The sequence below is a fragment of the Paracoccus sp. 228 genome (assembly GCF_000967825.1).
GTDB lineage: Bacteria > Pseudomonadota > Alphaproteobacteria > Rhodobacterales > Rhodobacteraceae > Paracoccus > Paracoccus marcusii.
In genome coordinates this window covers 418,185-432,079 of record NZ_JYGY01000001.1, presented here as the reverse complement: position 1 = coordinate 432,079, position 13,895 = coordinate 418,185, and the positions used below count along the sequence as shown (strand labels likewise).

Genomic DNA, 13,895 nt, shown 5'->3' with positions numbered 1-13,895 from the left:
TGCCCCTTCACGTCTCTTTTGTGACAGGACTAGCACGAAAGTCTGAAGGTTTCACCTATTCCGTAGGGGGTGCGGCCTCTTCCACGATGACAAGATCGCGTTCGCTGGCCCCTTTGGCATGCGCAAGCGCCGCCTGGTACTCGGTGCTGTGATAACAGGCAACGGCCGCATCAAGCGACGGGAACCGCGCAACCACGTGCCGGGCGCGGTTCGCCCCCTCCAGCACGTGATAGCGGCCGGCGCGGGCCAGGAACATACCGCCATGGGCGGCGATCGCAGGACCCGCCGCCTTGGCGTAAAGGCCATAGGCGTCCGGGTCCGTCACGGTCACATGGGCAATCCAAAGCGCTGTCATTTGCTGTCCTCGATGATCTTGCGGGCGTCCTGGAACGCCGTTTCCGCGGCCGCCAGAGAGGGCGCGCCACCCTGTGCCCGGTCGGGGCGGCCGCCACCGCCCTTGCCCCCCAGTGCAGCCGTCGCAGCCTGCACCAGCGCCACGGCACTGATGCGACCGGTCAGATCGGGCGTGACGCCCGCGGCCACGGTGGCCTTGCCGCCATCCTCGGCCAGCACCAGAACTGCGCCGCTGCCCAGGGATGCCTTCATCTCGTCGACCAGCGCACCCAGCTCCTTGCCGCCCACGCCCTCGACCTTGCGGGCGATGAACTTGACGCCCGCGATCTCCTCGGCCTCGTCTCCGCCGCCCATCGCCAGCTGCCGCTTCAGCTGCGCGACCTCGTTGGCCAGCGCCTTGCGTTCGTCGGCCAGCGCGCGGACGCGGGTCACCACCTCGGCGGACTGCGCCTTGAGGATGCCCGCGATCTCGGCCAGGCGGCTGTCCGCATCGCGCAGATGCGCCAGCGCCGCCTGTCCGGTCAGCGCCTCTATCCGCCGGACACCCGCGCTGGAGGCCGCGTCGCCCAACAGCACGAACGCCCCGATATCGCCGGTCCGCGCGACATGCGTGCCGCCGCACAGCTCCAGCGAATAGGTCGCCCCGTCGGCGCCCTTGCCGCTGCCGGGCTGCGCGCCCATCGACACGACGCGAACCTCGTCGCCGTATTTCTCGCCGAACAGGGCCTGCGCCCCCAGGGCGCGTGCATCGTCAGGCGTCATGATCCGGGTCTCGACCGGGCTGTTCTGGCGCACATAGCCGTTCACCTCGGCCTCGATCGCCGCAAGCTGCTCGGCGGTGACCGCATGGTTGTGGCTGAAGTCGAACCGCAGCCGGTCCGGCGCGTTCAGGCTGCCCCGCTGCGCGACGTGATCGCCAAGGGCCCCGCGCAGCGCCTCGTGCAGCAGGTGCGTCGCCGAGTGGTTCGCGCGGATCGCCGACCGGCGGTCGTGATCGACCGACAGCTGCGCCCCTTGGCCACGGCTGATCGTGCCCATCGTGACTTGGGCCTGATGGATAAAGACGCCGGCAACCTTCTTGGTGTCGGTGACGCGTGCCGCGCCCGTGTCGGTGCGGATCAGGCCATGATCGCCGACCTGCCCGCCGCTTTCGGCATAGAAGGGCGACTGGTTCACCACGATGGCGACCTTGGCCCCCTCGCCCGCCTCGGCCGCGTCGGCGCCGTCGATCACCAGCGCGGTGATCTGGCCCTCGGCCTCCTCGGTGTCATAGCCCAGGAACTCGGTGACGCCGTGCTTTTCGGCCAGCTCGAACCAGATGGTCGCATCCGCGGCCTCTCCGGAACCCGACCATGCGGCTCGGGCCATGCGCTTCTGCTCGGCCATCGCCATGTCGAACCCTTCGGTCTGCACCGCGCGGCCCTTTTCGCGCAGCGCGTCCTGGGTCAGGTCCAGCGGAAATCCGAACGTGTCGTACAGCTTGAACGCGGCCTCGCCCGGCAGGTCGGCCCCTTCGGGCAGGCGCGCCAGTTCGTCGTCCAGCAGGCGCAGACCCCGGTCCAGCGTCTGGCGGAACCGCGTTTCCTCGGTCCGCAGGGTCTCCTCGATCATCGCCTGCGCGCGTGTCAGCTCCGGATAGGCCGCACCCATCTGGCGCACCAATGCGGGCACCAGCTTGTGCATGACCGGGTCCTGCGCGCCCAGCATGTGCGCATGGCGCATCGCGCGGCGCATGATCCGGCGCAGCACGTAACCGCGGCCCTCGTTCGACGGCATCACCCCGTCCGCGATCAGGAAGCTGGTCGACCGCAGGTGATCCGCGATCACCCGGTGATGCACCTTGCCCGGCCCGTCGGGATCCGCGCTGGTCGCATGGGCCGAGGCCTCGATCAGCGACCGCATCAGGTCGGTGTCATAGTTGTCGTGCTTGCCCTGCAGCAGCGCGCCGATCCGCTCCAGCCCCATGCCGGTGTCGATGGACTGCATGTCCAACGCGCGCATCGAGCCGTCCTCGAACTGCTCGTTCTGCATGAACACCAGGTTCCAGATCTCGATGAAGCGGTCGCCATCCTCGTCCGGGCTGCCCGGAGGGCCGCCGGGGATCTTGTCGCCATGGTCGAAGAAGATCTCGGTGCAGGGGCCGCAGGGACCGGTCGGGCCCATCTGCCAGAAATTGTCCGATGTCGGGATACGGATGATGCGGTCGTCGGACAGGCCCGCGACCTTCTTCCATATCTGCACAGCCTCATCGTCGGTGTGATAGACGGTGACCAGCAGGCGATCCTTGGGGATCGCGAAATCGCGGGTCAGCAACTCCCAGGCATGCGCGATCGCCTGGTCCTTGAAATAGTCGCCAAAGCTGAAGTTGCCCAGCATCTCGAAGAACGTGTGGTGCCGCGCCGTATAGCCAACATTGTCCAGGTCGTTGTGCTTGCCGCCGGCACGAACGCATTTCTGCGCGCTGGTGGCGCGATTGTAGTCGCGCGTCTCGACCCCGGTGAACAGGTTCTTGAACTGCACCATGCCGGAATTGGCGAACATCAGCGTGGGGTCGTTGCGCGGGACCAGCGGGCTGCTGTCCACGACCCGGTGGCCGTTCCTTTCGAAATAGCCAAGGAAAGTCGAGCGGATGTCATTCAGACTGGGCATGGCGGGCCTTCATCGCAAAAGTGTCTCCGGCCAAGCCGGGCTGCCGATGGTCTATCGCCCGGCCGCTGCCCTGTCCAGCAACCGGCATGCGAAAAGGCGCAGGATCTCCCCCGCGCCCGTCGTCGTGATGGCAGCGACCTTATTCGGTCAGCGAGTCGTCGTCGCCGCTGTCCGACCCTTCGCCGACGCCGAATTCCAGGCCGTGGCTGGCGCGGATCTTGTCCTCGATGGCAAAGGCCACCTCGGGGCGGTCGCGCAGGAACTGTTTGGCGTTCTCGCGGCCCTGGCCGATGCGCTCGTCACCATAAGAATACCAGGCGCCCGACTTCTCGACCACGCCGGCCTTGACGCCAAGGTCGATCAGTTCGCCGACCTTGCTGATGCCCTCTCCGTACATGATGTCGAACTCGACCTGCCGGAAGGGGGGCGCGACCTTGTTCTTGACCACCTTGACGCGGGTGGCGTTGCCCACGACCTCGTCGCGGTCCTTGACCGCGCCGGTGCGGCGGATGTCCAGACGAACCGAGGCATAGAACTTCAGCGCGTTGCCGCCGGTTGTGGTCTCGGGGTTGCCGAACATGACGCCGATCTTCATGCGGATCTGGTTAATGAAGATCACCATGCAGTTCGAACGCCCGATGCTGGCGGTCAGCTTGCGCATGGCCTGGCTCATCAGTCGGGCCTGGCTGCCCATCTGCATGTCGCCCATGTCGCCCTCGATCTCTGACTTGGGCGTCAGCGCCGCGACCGAGTCGACCACGACCAGGCTGACCGCGCCAGACCGCACCAGCGTGTCCACGATCTCAAGCGCCTGCTCGCCCGTGTCGGGCTGGCTGATCAGCAGCTCGTCCAGATTCACGCCCAGCTTCTTGGCGTATTGCGGGTCCAGCGCGTGCTCCGCGTCGACGAAGGCGCAGACGCCGCCCTTCTTCTGCTCCTCGGCCACGACATGCAGTGTCAGCGTCGTCTTGCCCGAGCTTTCCGGCCCGAAGATCTCGATGATCCGGCCCTTGGGCAGGCCGCCGATGCCAAGCGCGATGTCCAGACCCAGAGACCCAGTCGAGGTCGCCTCGATCTCGGCCACCGGACTGTCCTTGCCCAGCTTCATGATCGAGCCCTTGCCGAACTGCCGTTCGATCTGGGCCAGGGCGCTGTCCAGCGCCTTCTGCTTGTCCGCCGCGCGTTTGTCCGTCATGTCGAAGATGCTCGCCTGTGCCATGTGATCCCCACGTTATTTCACAGCCCTCCGGGCGGGGCAATCAATTCGACCGACCGGATGTTCTTGTCTTGTTCACCACTAGATGCGTCATCCTTAACAGGTTTTCAAGGATGTTGTGGACGATTGTCGATTCGTCTGCGCCAGCATCGCGCGGACAGGGTTAACAAAGCGTTTACAGCCTTTGGCGGGCCCGCTATCCAACGCCTCCGTGCATCTGCAACACCATGATCGGACGACAGGCATGCTGATATTCTGGGACCAGAGACTGGTGTTTCTCGCCACGCCCAAGGCCGGCTCGACGGCGATCGAGGTTGCGCTCGAGTCGCTGGCCTCTGCGTCGCTGCTGCGACCGGACGCGCTCAAGCATACCAATATCGCCACCTATCGCCGTTTCGTCGGCCCGTGGCTCTCCGCGCAGACCGGTGCGGATTTCACCACGGTCGCCCTGATGCGAGATCCGGTGGATTGGCTGCGCAGCTGGTACCGCTTCAAGCTGCGCGACGATCACGACGATCCGCGCCATGCCATGGACGGCATCAACTTTTCCGATTTCGCGACGCGTTACGCCGCAGGCCAGCACCCCGAAATCGGCAGCCAGAGTGCCTTCCTGACGGACGGCGATCATCGCGTCGACTGCATCTTCCGCTATGAGGACATCGCCAGCTTCGTGGATTTCCTGGAGACGCGACTTGATTGCGCGATCGAGTTGCCGCGCATCAACGTGCCGCCCAGTGTCGACGTCCATCTGCGGGAACAGGCCGAGGCGCGGCTGCGCCACGCGATGGCCCGCGATCTGGACGTCTACGCGTCCTTGTACAGCCGCGGCTGATCCGCGCGTCAGTGCAGCCGGTCGCTGCCCGAGGGGCGCGTCAGCTGCATCTCGACCATCTGCGTCAACTCGGTCAGCGTGAACGGCTTGGCCAGAAACGATGCGTCTGCAATGGGCACCTGTCCGTCCACGAAGATGTCCTCGGTATATCCGGACATGAAGATGACCTTGGCGGAAGGCAGCATCCGCCGCCCCTCGCGGACCCAGGTGGGGCCGTCCATGCCGGGCATCACCACATCGGTGACGAAGATATCGACCGGACCGTCGCGCCCTTCCAGAAGGCTCAGCGCGGCCTCTCCCGATCCGGCCTCAAGGACGTCATATCCCTTCAGCTTCAGGGCACGCGCGGCAAACGCGCGGACCGGCGCCTCGTCCTCGACCAGCAGCACGGTCGCCTTGGGGCCGGTCTGCAGCTGCGGGGTGGGCCGGGGCACCGGACGCGCGGCGGGAACTGCTGCGATCTGGGCGCGGGCATGGGCCGGGAAATAGAGCGAGAAGGTCGTCCCTTCGCTCAGCACGCTGTCACAGAAGATGAAACCGCCGGTCTGCTTGACGATGCCATAGGCCGTCGACAGGCCCAGCCCCGTCCCCTCGCCCGTGCGCTTGGTGGTGAAGAACGGCTCGAAGATCTTGCCAAGATGATCCGGCGCGATGCCGCAGCCGTGGTCGCGCACGATGATGCGGACATAGTCGCCCTTGGGCAGCGTGACCTGGTCGCGGGTCATCGCCTCGGACAGGTGAAGGTTTTCGGTGCGCACGGTGATGTCGCCGCCTTGCGGCATGGCATCGCGGGCGTTGACGACAAGGTTCATGATGACCTGCTCCAGTTGCCGCTTGTCGGCGCGGATGGCGCGCAGCGCCGGATCGTAGGTAATGGTCAGGCCCACCCGTTCCCCCACCAGCCGGTTCAGCAGGTGGGTCAGGTCGGCCAGCGTGTCTCGCAGGTCCAGCGTCTCCAGCCGCAGCGTCTGCTTGCGTGAAAACGCCAGCAGCTGTCCGACCAGCGCCGCCGCGCGGTTGGCGTTCTGGCTGATCTGGTCCAGGTCGGCATAATCCGGATCGCCCTTGTCCCGCTTGAGCATCAGCAGGTCGCAATGCCCGCTGATCGCGGTCAGCAGGTTGTTGAAATCATGCGCGACGCCGCCCGCCAGCTGGCCGATAGCCTGCATCTTCTGGCTTTGCACGAACTGCGCCTCCAGCGTCTTGAGGGCGCTGGCATCGGTCAGCACGGCGATCATGCGGCCAGCCTCGGCCGGGTCGCGCGCCAGCGACAGCTGGAAATAGCGGTCGCGCATCTCTCCCTGGCGGCTGTCGGGGTGGCGCAGGCGCAGCATTTCCGTTCCGTTGGTGGCGCGCCCGGCGCACATGTCGGAAAGCCAGTCCGCCAGCGGGCGTCCCGGCCCTTCCAGCAGTTCGGCCAGGTTCTGGCCCTCGTCCGCCAGCATGCCGTCCAGCAGGTGACGCGCGGCGGCATTGGCGCGGCAGATGCGGCCGTCGGTCGCCAGACGCAGCAGCGCGACGGGAATGGCGTCGAAATCATCGGCCGGGGGCTGGTCCTCCTCCATCGCCAGGGCCAGTTCGAACCCATCGGGCTGGACCCCGGCGCGGTGCAGCGACCAGATCTGCAGCGGCGCGTCGGGCAGGCAGGACAGCGACAGGATCTCTCCCTCGGCCAGTTCCAGATCGGCATTGCCCACCCGCAGCGCACGGGCGGTCAGGTCGGCCAGCTGCCCTTCGGCATCGGCCCGCAGGCGCGCGATCAGCGACAGGACAGGGCGACCGGTCAGGTCCTCGAACTCGGTCCGGGCGGCCTCGTTCTGAAACAGCACCTGGCCGCGGGCATCACACATCCAGATCGGGTCGGCGGCTGTCGCCACCTCTCCCCTGATGGCGCGCAGGGCCTTGCGGGCCGATAGTCCGCGCGCCAGGTGACCCATGGCGACCGCGCCCCCCAGCAGGTACCACGCCACCGCGACCGTCGAGGCAATCACGGCAGCCGTCCCGGTCGCGGCGCCCGGTCGCGCCATCAGCACGGCCGCCCCCAGCACCATCGGCGCCAGCAGCAGCGGCAGCGCCGCCAGCGCCCCGCGCGGCAGGCCCGCCTGTTCGTCAAGATGCGCCATCGCGAATCGTCCCTTGTTCCGTCCGATCCTGCGCAGCGTAGCGCGGCTTTGCTTAAATTTGCGTTAACCCTGTCGCAGCTGGGCCAGAAAGAACCCGTCGCCCCCGGTCAGGGGTGTCCATGCCTGCTGGTCGATGCGCCGGAAACCGGGATGACGCGACAGGAACGCGTCCACCTGATCGCCGTTCTCGGCCTCAAGGACGGAACAGGTCATGTAGGCCAGCAGACCGCCGGGCGCGACCAGTGCCGCCACCTGATCCAGGATGCGGGCCTGCAGCGCTACGAGGTCGCTCAACTGCGCCGCGGTCAGACGCCATTTCGCGTCGGGCGTCCGCCGCCATGTCCCTGATCCTGAACAGGGAACGTCGGCGACCACCAGGTCGAACGTCCCGCGCGGCTGCGTCTGGATCTGGACCTTGGCCCCCGCGCGGGCGGCACGGGCGGGCAGATCGGCCATGCGGGCCGGGGCCACGTCATGGGCGGACACCTGCATGCCAGGCTGCCGCGCGGCCAGGGCCAGCGCCTTGCCGCCGCCCCCCGCGCAATAGTCCAGGACCCGCAGGCCGGGAGCCAACGGCAGCCGCGCGCAGGCCATCTGTGGTGACAGGTCCTGCAACTCGACCAGGCCGTCCAGATAGGCGCTGGACCGCGCGATCAGGCGGTCGCCCGACACGACCAGCAGGGCCGATGCAAGCTGGGGCGCGGCCTCGACCGTGATCCCGTCGGCGGCCAGCACCGCCGCCGCCTGCTCGGGCGTCGCGCGCGACCCGTTCACGCGCAGCCAGACCGGCGCACGCTGCGTCATGGCCAGAGCCACGGCATCGGCCTGATCGCCCAGGGCCTGCCGCCAGGCCAGGCGCAACCAGTCGGGCAGGTCGTCGGGCAGCGGATCGGGGGGAACCACGGCGGCCTCGGCCCCCGTCAGGGGGGCCGGTGCGTGGCCTTCTCCGGTGAAGATCGCGTCCAGCGACGGGCCGGATTGGCGGACATGGCCGATCATCAGCTCCCGCCCCGTCAGACCCCCGCCCAAGGCGGCAAGACTGTCGCGCTGCCGCAGGGCACCGAAGACCAGATCGCGCAGGGCGGCCCGGTCCCCCGACCCCGCAAAGCGGCTGGCACGCGACCAGCGCAACAGCGCCTGTTCCGCGGGGCTGCCGGCAAGGATCTGGTCCAGAATGGTGATGGCGGCGCTGATGCGGGCGGCGGGCGTCACGATGTCGCCCGTCCGGAAAGGGTGTGATGGGTCATGGGTGCCCTTGGCTGATCTGTCAGGTCATCGGCCTATCATGATGACGTGGGACCGGGCCAGCCCCATCAACATTCCTGACGGTGTCGATCAGATAATCGAAATTTACCTGATGCGTCGACCAAGCTACTGTCCGGCCATGACGAATCGCCCGCGATGCGACCGGTCCGCGGCATGCCGCCGGATCGCCCGCATGGCCCGCAAGATGGAGATGATGATGGACGGCAACCCGATGAACAGCGCCGGCAAATGCCCGGTGATGCATGGCAGCCATACCTCGACCGCGGCGTCGAACACCGACTGGTGGCCCAGTGCGCTGAACTTCGACATCCTGCACCAGCATGACCGCAAGACGAATCCGCTTGGCCCCGATTTCAACTATCGCGAACAGCTGAAGTCGCTGGACGTCGAGGCGCTGAAGAACGACATCCGCGCCCTGATGACCGACAGCCAGGAGTGGTGGCCCGCCGACTGGGGCAGCTATGTCGGCATGTTCGCGCGCGTCACCTGGCATGCGGCGGGGTCCTATCGCCTGGGCGACGGTCGGGGCGGTGCGGGCACCGGCAACCAGCGTTTCGCGCCGCTGAACAGCTGGCCCGACAACAACAACACCGACAAGGGTCGCCGCCTGCTGTGGCCGATCAAGAAGAAGTACGGCAACAAGATCAGCTGGGCCGACCTGATCGTGCTGGCCGGGACCATCGCCTATGAGCAGGCAGGTCTGAAGACCTTCGGCTTTGCCTTTGGCCGCGAGGACATCTGGCATCCCGAGAAGGACATCTACTGGGGCGCCGAGAAGGAGTTCCTGGAGGGGTCTGAAAGCCGCTATGCGGACGTGACCAAGCCTGACACGATGGAGAACCCGCTGGCCGCCGTGCAGATGGGCCTGATCTACGTGAACCCCGAGGGCGTGAACGGTCAGCCCGACCCGGCGGCCACCGCCCAGCACATCCGCGAGACCTTTGCCCGGATGGCCATGAACGACGAGGAGACCGTCGCCCTGACCGCCGGCGGCCACACCATCGGCAAGAGCCACGGCAACGGCCGGGCCGAGAACATGGGCGCCGAGCCCGAAGGCGCGGCGCTGCACGAGCAGGGCCTGGGCTGGAACGCGCAGGAAGGCCGCCGCGGCATCGGCCGCGACCAGATGGTCAGCGGCATCGAGGGCGCCTGGACCAGCAACCCCACCAAGTGGGACATGGGCTATTTCGACATGCTGTTCGGCCATGAGTGGGAGCTGCGCAAGTCGCCCGCAGGCGCCTGGCAGTGGGAGCCCGTGGACATCAAGCCCGAGGACATGCCCGCCGATGTCGAGGATCCATCGATCCGGACCATGCCGATCATGACCGACGCGGACATGGCGATGAAGGTGGACCCCGTCTATCGCGCCATCTGCGAGAAGTTCATCGCCGATCCGGCAAGCTTCGACGACGCCTTCGCCCGCGCCTGGTTCAAGCTGACCCACCGCGACATGGGTCCCAAGGCACGCTATGTCGGGCCCGACGTGCCGTCCGAGGACCTGATCTGGCAGGATCCGGTTCCAGCGGGCCGGACCGATTACGACGTCGAGGGCCTCAAGGCGCGGATCGCGGCGACCGACCTGACCGTGGCCGAAATGGTGGCGACGGCCTGGGACAGCGCGCGGACCTTCCGCGGGTCCGACCTGCGCGGCGGTGCCAACGGCGCCCGCATCCGTCTGGCCCCGCAGAAGGACTGGGCCGGCAACGAACCCGAGCGTCTGGCCCGCGTCCTGTCCGTCCTGCAGCCCATCGCCGATGAGGCCGGCGTGCCACTGGCCGATGTCATCGTGCTGGCCGGCAATGTCGGCATCGAGAAGGCCGCGCAGGCGGCGGGCCACGCGATCACCGTGCCCTTTGCCCCCGGCCGCGGCGACGCGACCGAAGAGCAGACCGATGCGGCATCCTTCGACGCGCTGGAGCCGGTGCATGACGGGTTCCGCAACTGGCTGAAGGCCGATTTCGCCGTCAACGCCGAGGAACTGCTGCTGGATCGTGCGCAGCTGCTGGGCCTGACCGCGGCCGAGATGACCGTCCTTCTTGGCGGGCTGCGGGTGATCGGCGCCAACCATGGCGGGTCCAAGCTGGGCGTGCTGACTGACCGCGAAGGCGCGCTGACGCAGGACTTCTTCGTCAACCTGACGGACATGGCCAACCGCTGGACCAAGGCCCAAGGCGACGCCGAGGTCTATGAGATCCGCGACCGCAAGACCGACGCCGTCCGCTGGCAGGCGTCGCGCGTGGACGTGACCGTGGGCTCGAACTCGATCCTGCGCAGCTATGCCGAGGTCTATGCCCAGGACGACAACGCCGAGAAGTTCGTTCGTGATTTCGTCGCCGCCTGGGTCAAGGTGATGAACGCCGACCGATTCGACATCGCGGCCTGATCCGGCAGGGGCGCATCCGTGCGCCCCGACCGACCATGACAAAGGCGGCCCCCTTGCGGGGGCCGCCTTTTCGCTGTGATGCCGATGTTCAGCCCAGACGGTAGTTCGGGCTTTCGCGCGTGATCTGCACGTCGTGGACGTGGCTTTCCTTCAGCCCTGCCCCGGTGATGCGGACGAACTGGCAGTTGGTGCGCATCTCGGCGACAGTGGCACAGCCGGTATAGCCCATCGCGGCGCGCAGGCCGCCGACCAGCTGGTGCACCACGGCGTTGGCCGTCCCCTTGTAGGGCACCTGCCCCTCGATCCCCTCGGGGACCAGCTTGTCGCTGGCCGCGTCCTTCTGGAAATAGCGGTCGGCCGATCCGCGCGCCATCGCGCCCAGCGAGCCCATCCCGCGATAAGACTTGAAGCTGCGGCCTTGGTAAAGGATCACCTCCCCGGGGCTTTCGTCGGTGCCGGCGATGGCGCTGCCGACCATGGCGCAGCTGGCGCCCGCGGCGATGGCCTTGGCGAAATCGCCGCTGAACTTGATGCCGCCGTCAGCGATGATCGGGATGTCGCCCGCACCGGCCACGGCATCCATGATCGCGGTCAGCTGCGGCACTCCCACGCCCGCCACGATCCGCGTGGTGCAGATCGAGCCCGGCCCGATGCCGACCTTGACCGCATCCGCGCCTGCGCCGATCAGCGCGCGCGTGGCCTCGGTCGTGGCGACGTTGCCGGCAACCACCTGCACGCCCTCGCGGAACGCCTTGACCCGTTCGACCGCGCGCGCGACGCCTGCGGAATGGCCGTGGGCCGTGTCGATCACGACCATGTCCACGCCGGCCTCGATCAACGCGCAGCTGCGCTCGAAGCCCTCGTCGCCCACGGTGGAGGCTGCGGCCACGCGCAGGCGGCCCAGGTCGTCCTTGCAGGCCTGCGGGTTCAGCACGGCCTTTTCGGTATCCTTCAGCGTCAGAAGGCCGGTCAGCTTGCCCGACCCGTCGGTGACCAGCAGCTTTTCGATCCGGCGCGCCTTCATCAGGCTGATCGCCACGGCCCGGTCGGCCGGTTCGCGCAGGATGGCCAGGTTGTCCGACGACATCATGGCTCGCACCGGGGTGCGCATGTCGCTGGCGAACCGCATGTCGCGGTTGGTCACGATCCCCAGCACGCGCCCGTCCGCATCGACGACCGGAAAGCCGGTGACGTTGTATCGGTCCTGCAGCGCCTTGGCATCGGCCAGGGTCTGGTCCGGCGTCAGGGTGATCGGGTTGTAGACGATGCCGCTCTCGAACCGCTTGACGCGGCGGACCTCGTCGGCCTGCTGCTCGGTCGTCAGGTTGCGGTGGATCACGCCCATGCCGCCGGCCTGCGCCATCGCTATGGCCATGCGGCTTTCGGTGACCGTGTCCATAGCGGATGACAGCAGCGGAATGTTCATCCGGATCGACCGGGTGACATGGGTGGTCACGTCAGCGGTCGAGGGAAGCACCGTCGATGCTGCCGGAACCAGAAGAACGTCGTCGAATGTGAGGGCCTCACGAATCTGCATGGGGGGTGTCCTTGCGGCAATCTCGTTTGGCAGTTTCCCCTTTCACGCCCTGTCCACTTTGTCCAGCCCGCACGCAGGCGTTGCACGGACGACACGGCATACGGGCCGACATGACGCGGACGTCACGTCAGCGTGTTTGAGTAATTGATCGATAACGTTCGTGCGCTACGGTGGGTTCCGGGGGCGGTTCGCCCGACCGAGGGAAGATGACATGAAATTCGCAATCACGAGCATGGCCGCGCTGCTGGCGGGAACCGCGCCACTGCTGGCCGGGGGGATCGAACGCGCGCCCCAGTCACTGAACATCCTGTTCGAACAGGGCAATTACGCGGAACTCAGCTTCGGCGGCGCCGACCCGACCGTCGAAGGCCCGGACAGCCCTCCCGTGGGCGCACCGATCCCGCAGCGTAACACGGGTGACGTGGCAAACGGCTATGGGTTCGTGGGCCTGGGCTACAAGCACCAGTTCAACGACGCGCTGTCGGCCGCATTGATCATCGAACAACCCTTCGGCGCGGACGTGACCTACACCCCTGCCGCCGATGGGGGATCGTTCCTGCTGGGCGGCACCCGCGCGCGCGTCGATTCGACGACCGTGACCGCCCTGATGCGCTACAAGCTGCCCAACAACCTGTCGTTCCATGGCGGCCTGCGCGGCTCGCGCGCCGATGCCGAAGTGACGCTGAGCGGCGCGGCCTATGGTCCGATCAGCGGCTACAACGTGCAGTTGGACCAGGACTGGGGCGTCGGCTTCGTGGTCGGCGCCGCCTATGAGATTCCCGACATCGCGGGTCGCGTCTCGCTGACCTACAACTCCAAGGTCGAACATCAGTTCGACACGGTCGAGAGCGTGAATGGCACCATCCTGGGACGTTCCACCACGACCGTCGACACCCCGGAATCGCTGACCCTCGAAGCGCAGACCGGCGTCGCTGCGGACACGCTGGTCTTCGGCAGCATCCGCTGGGTCAACTGGTCGGAGTTCACCGTGAACCCGCGCATCTTCTCCCGCGCACCCACCGCGACGGATCCGCTGGGCTTCAACGTCACGGACGGCCTCGTGTCGCTGGAGGACACGACGACCTATACGCTCGGCGTCGGTCGCAAGTTCAACGAGACATGGTCCGGCTCCGCAGCGCTTGTCTACGAGCCGGAGAACGACGATCTGGTCTCGCCCCTGGCGCCGACCAACGGTCGCCTCGGCCTGACGCTGGCCGCCGTCTACACCATGGACAACATGAAGATCACCACGGGGATCAACTACTCCAAGCTGGGCGACGCGCGTCCCCAGACCGGCGGCGAACCCCGTGCACAGATGGAAGACAGCGACCTGCTGGGGATTGGCATCCGCATCGGCTACAGCTTCTGATCGCCGCCTGACCTTAGGTCACCGATCGGCCCTGTCTCCGCGACAGGGCCGTTTTTCGTTGGACGGCAACCCTGTGGTGGTGGGCGGCGACATCGTCCAAACGCCCCTGCGCGGGGGACAGGCCGACGATGCGCAACGAACTGGCGGAATGCCGCGACGGTGGGGG

General features: G+C 67.2%; 9 protein-coding genes. 3 read left to right on the top strand and 6 right to left on the bottom strand.

All coding sequences use genetic code 11. From position 1 onward, the window contains the following. Positions 1-55: 55 nt before the first annotated feature. The 3 genes from SY26_RS02040 to recA all read right to left on the bottom strand — a co-directional run bounded on the left by SY26_RS02040 (position 56) and on the right by recA (position 4,222). On the bottom strand, positions 56-355 hold the full coding sequence (locus tag SY26_RS02040; protein ID WP_045999069.1) for a DUF1330 domain-containing protein: 300 nt from the start codon (positions 353-355) through the stop codon (positions 56-58). After that, positions 352-3,003, bottom strand: coding sequence for an alanine--tRNA ligase (gene alaS, locus SY26_RS02035; protein WP_045999068.1), 2,652 nt, complete (start codon positions 3,001-3,003; stop codon positions 352-354). The genes SY26_RS02040 and alaS overlap by 4 nt, the downstream gene beginning before the upstream one ends. Before the next feature lie 139 nt (positions 3,004-3,142). Next, positions 3,143-4,222, bottom strand: a complete 1,080-nt coding sequence (gene recA, locus SY26_RS02030) for a recombinase RecA (RefSeq protein WP_045999067.1) — start codon at positions 4,220-4,222, stop codon at positions 3,143-3,145. A gap of 241 nt (positions 4,223-4,463) precedes the next feature. Here recA and SY26_RS02025 point away from each other — a divergent pair, with 241 nt between their 5' ends. Continuing rightward, positions 4,464-5,051, top strand: coding sequence for a sulfotransferase family 2 domain-containing protein (locus tag SY26_RS02025; RefSeq protein WP_045999066.1), 588 nt, complete (start codon positions 4,464-4,466; stop codon positions 5,049-5,051). Positions 5,052-5,059: 8 nt separating this feature from the next. Here the strand turns inward: SY26_RS02025 and SY26_RS02020 are convergent, their stop codons facing one another. After that, positions 5,060-7,174, bottom strand: coding sequence for an ATP-binding protein (locus tag SY26_RS02020; protein ID WP_045999065.1), 2,115 nt, complete (start codon positions 7,172-7,174; stop codon positions 5,060-5,062). Between the two features lie 63 nt (positions 7,175-7,237). Further along, positions 7,238-8,386 carry an RsmB/NOP family class I SAM-dependent RNA methyltransferase gene (locus tag SY26_RS02015; protein WP_045999064.1) on the bottom strand — a complete coding sequence of 383 codons (1,149 nt, stop codon included), beginning with the start codon at positions 8,384-8,386 and terminating at the stop codon, positions 7,238-7,240. Positions 8,387-8,636: 250 nt separating this feature from the next. Between SY26_RS02015 and katG the strand changes: the two genes are divergently transcribed. After that, on the top strand, positions 8,637-10,823 hold the full coding sequence (gene katG / locus SY26_RS02010; RefSeq protein WP_045999604.1) for a catalase/peroxidase HPI: 2,187 nt from the start codon (positions 8,637-8,639) through the stop codon (positions 10,821-10,823). A gap of 88 nt (positions 10,824-10,911) precedes the next feature. Here the strand turns inward: katG and guaB are convergent, their stop codons facing one another. Then, complete coding sequence (guaB, locus tag SY26_RS02005) at positions 10,912-12,360, bottom strand: IMP dehydrogenase (RefSeq protein WP_045999063.1); 1,449 nt, start codon at positions 12,358-12,360, stop codon at positions 10,912-10,914. Between the two features lie 211 nt (positions 12,361-12,571). Between guaB and SY26_RS02000 the strand changes: the two genes are divergently transcribed. Then, positions 12,572-13,729, top strand: a complete 1,158-nt coding sequence (locus SY26_RS02000; RefSeq protein ID WP_045999062.1) for an outer membrane protein transport protein — start codon at positions 12,572-12,574, stop codon at positions 13,727-13,729. Positions 13,730-13,895 lie beyond the last annotated feature (166 nt).

What these genes read in the sequence shown, in the direction of transcription:
- recA (WP_045999067.1), bottom strand. Translation starts at nt 4,222, where the DNA reads ATGGCACAGGCGAGCATCTTCGACATGACGGACAAACGCGCGGCGGAC.
- SY26_RS02000 (WP_045999062.1), top strand. Translation starts at nt 12,572, where the DNA reads ATGAAATTCGCAATCACGAGCATGGCCGCGCTGCTGGCGGGAACCGCG.
- SY26_RS02020 (WP_045999065.1), bottom strand. Translation starts at nt 7,174, where the DNA reads ATGGCGCATCTTGACGAACAGGCGGGCCTGCCGCGCGGGGCGCTGGCG.
- SY26_RS02025 (WP_045999066.1), top strand. Translation starts at nt 4,464, where the DNA reads ATGCTGATATTCTGGGACCAGAGACTGGTGTTTCTCGCCACGCCCAAG.
- guaB (WP_045999063.1), bottom strand. Translation starts at nt 12,360, where the DNA reads ATGCAGATTCGTGAGGCCCTCACATTCGACGACGTTCTTCTGGTTCCG.
- SY26_RS02040 (WP_045999069.1), bottom strand. Translation starts at nt 355, where the DNA reads ATGACAGCGCTTTGGATTGCCCATGTGACCGTGACGGACCCGGACGCC.
- alaS (WP_045999068.1), bottom strand. Translation starts at nt 3,003, where the DNA reads ATGCCCAGTCTGAATGACATCCGCTCGACTTTCCTTGGCTATTTCGAA.
- katG (WP_045999604.1), top strand. Translation starts at nt 8,637, where the DNA reads ATGGACGGCAACCCGATGAACAGCGCCGGCAAATGCCCGGTGATGCAT.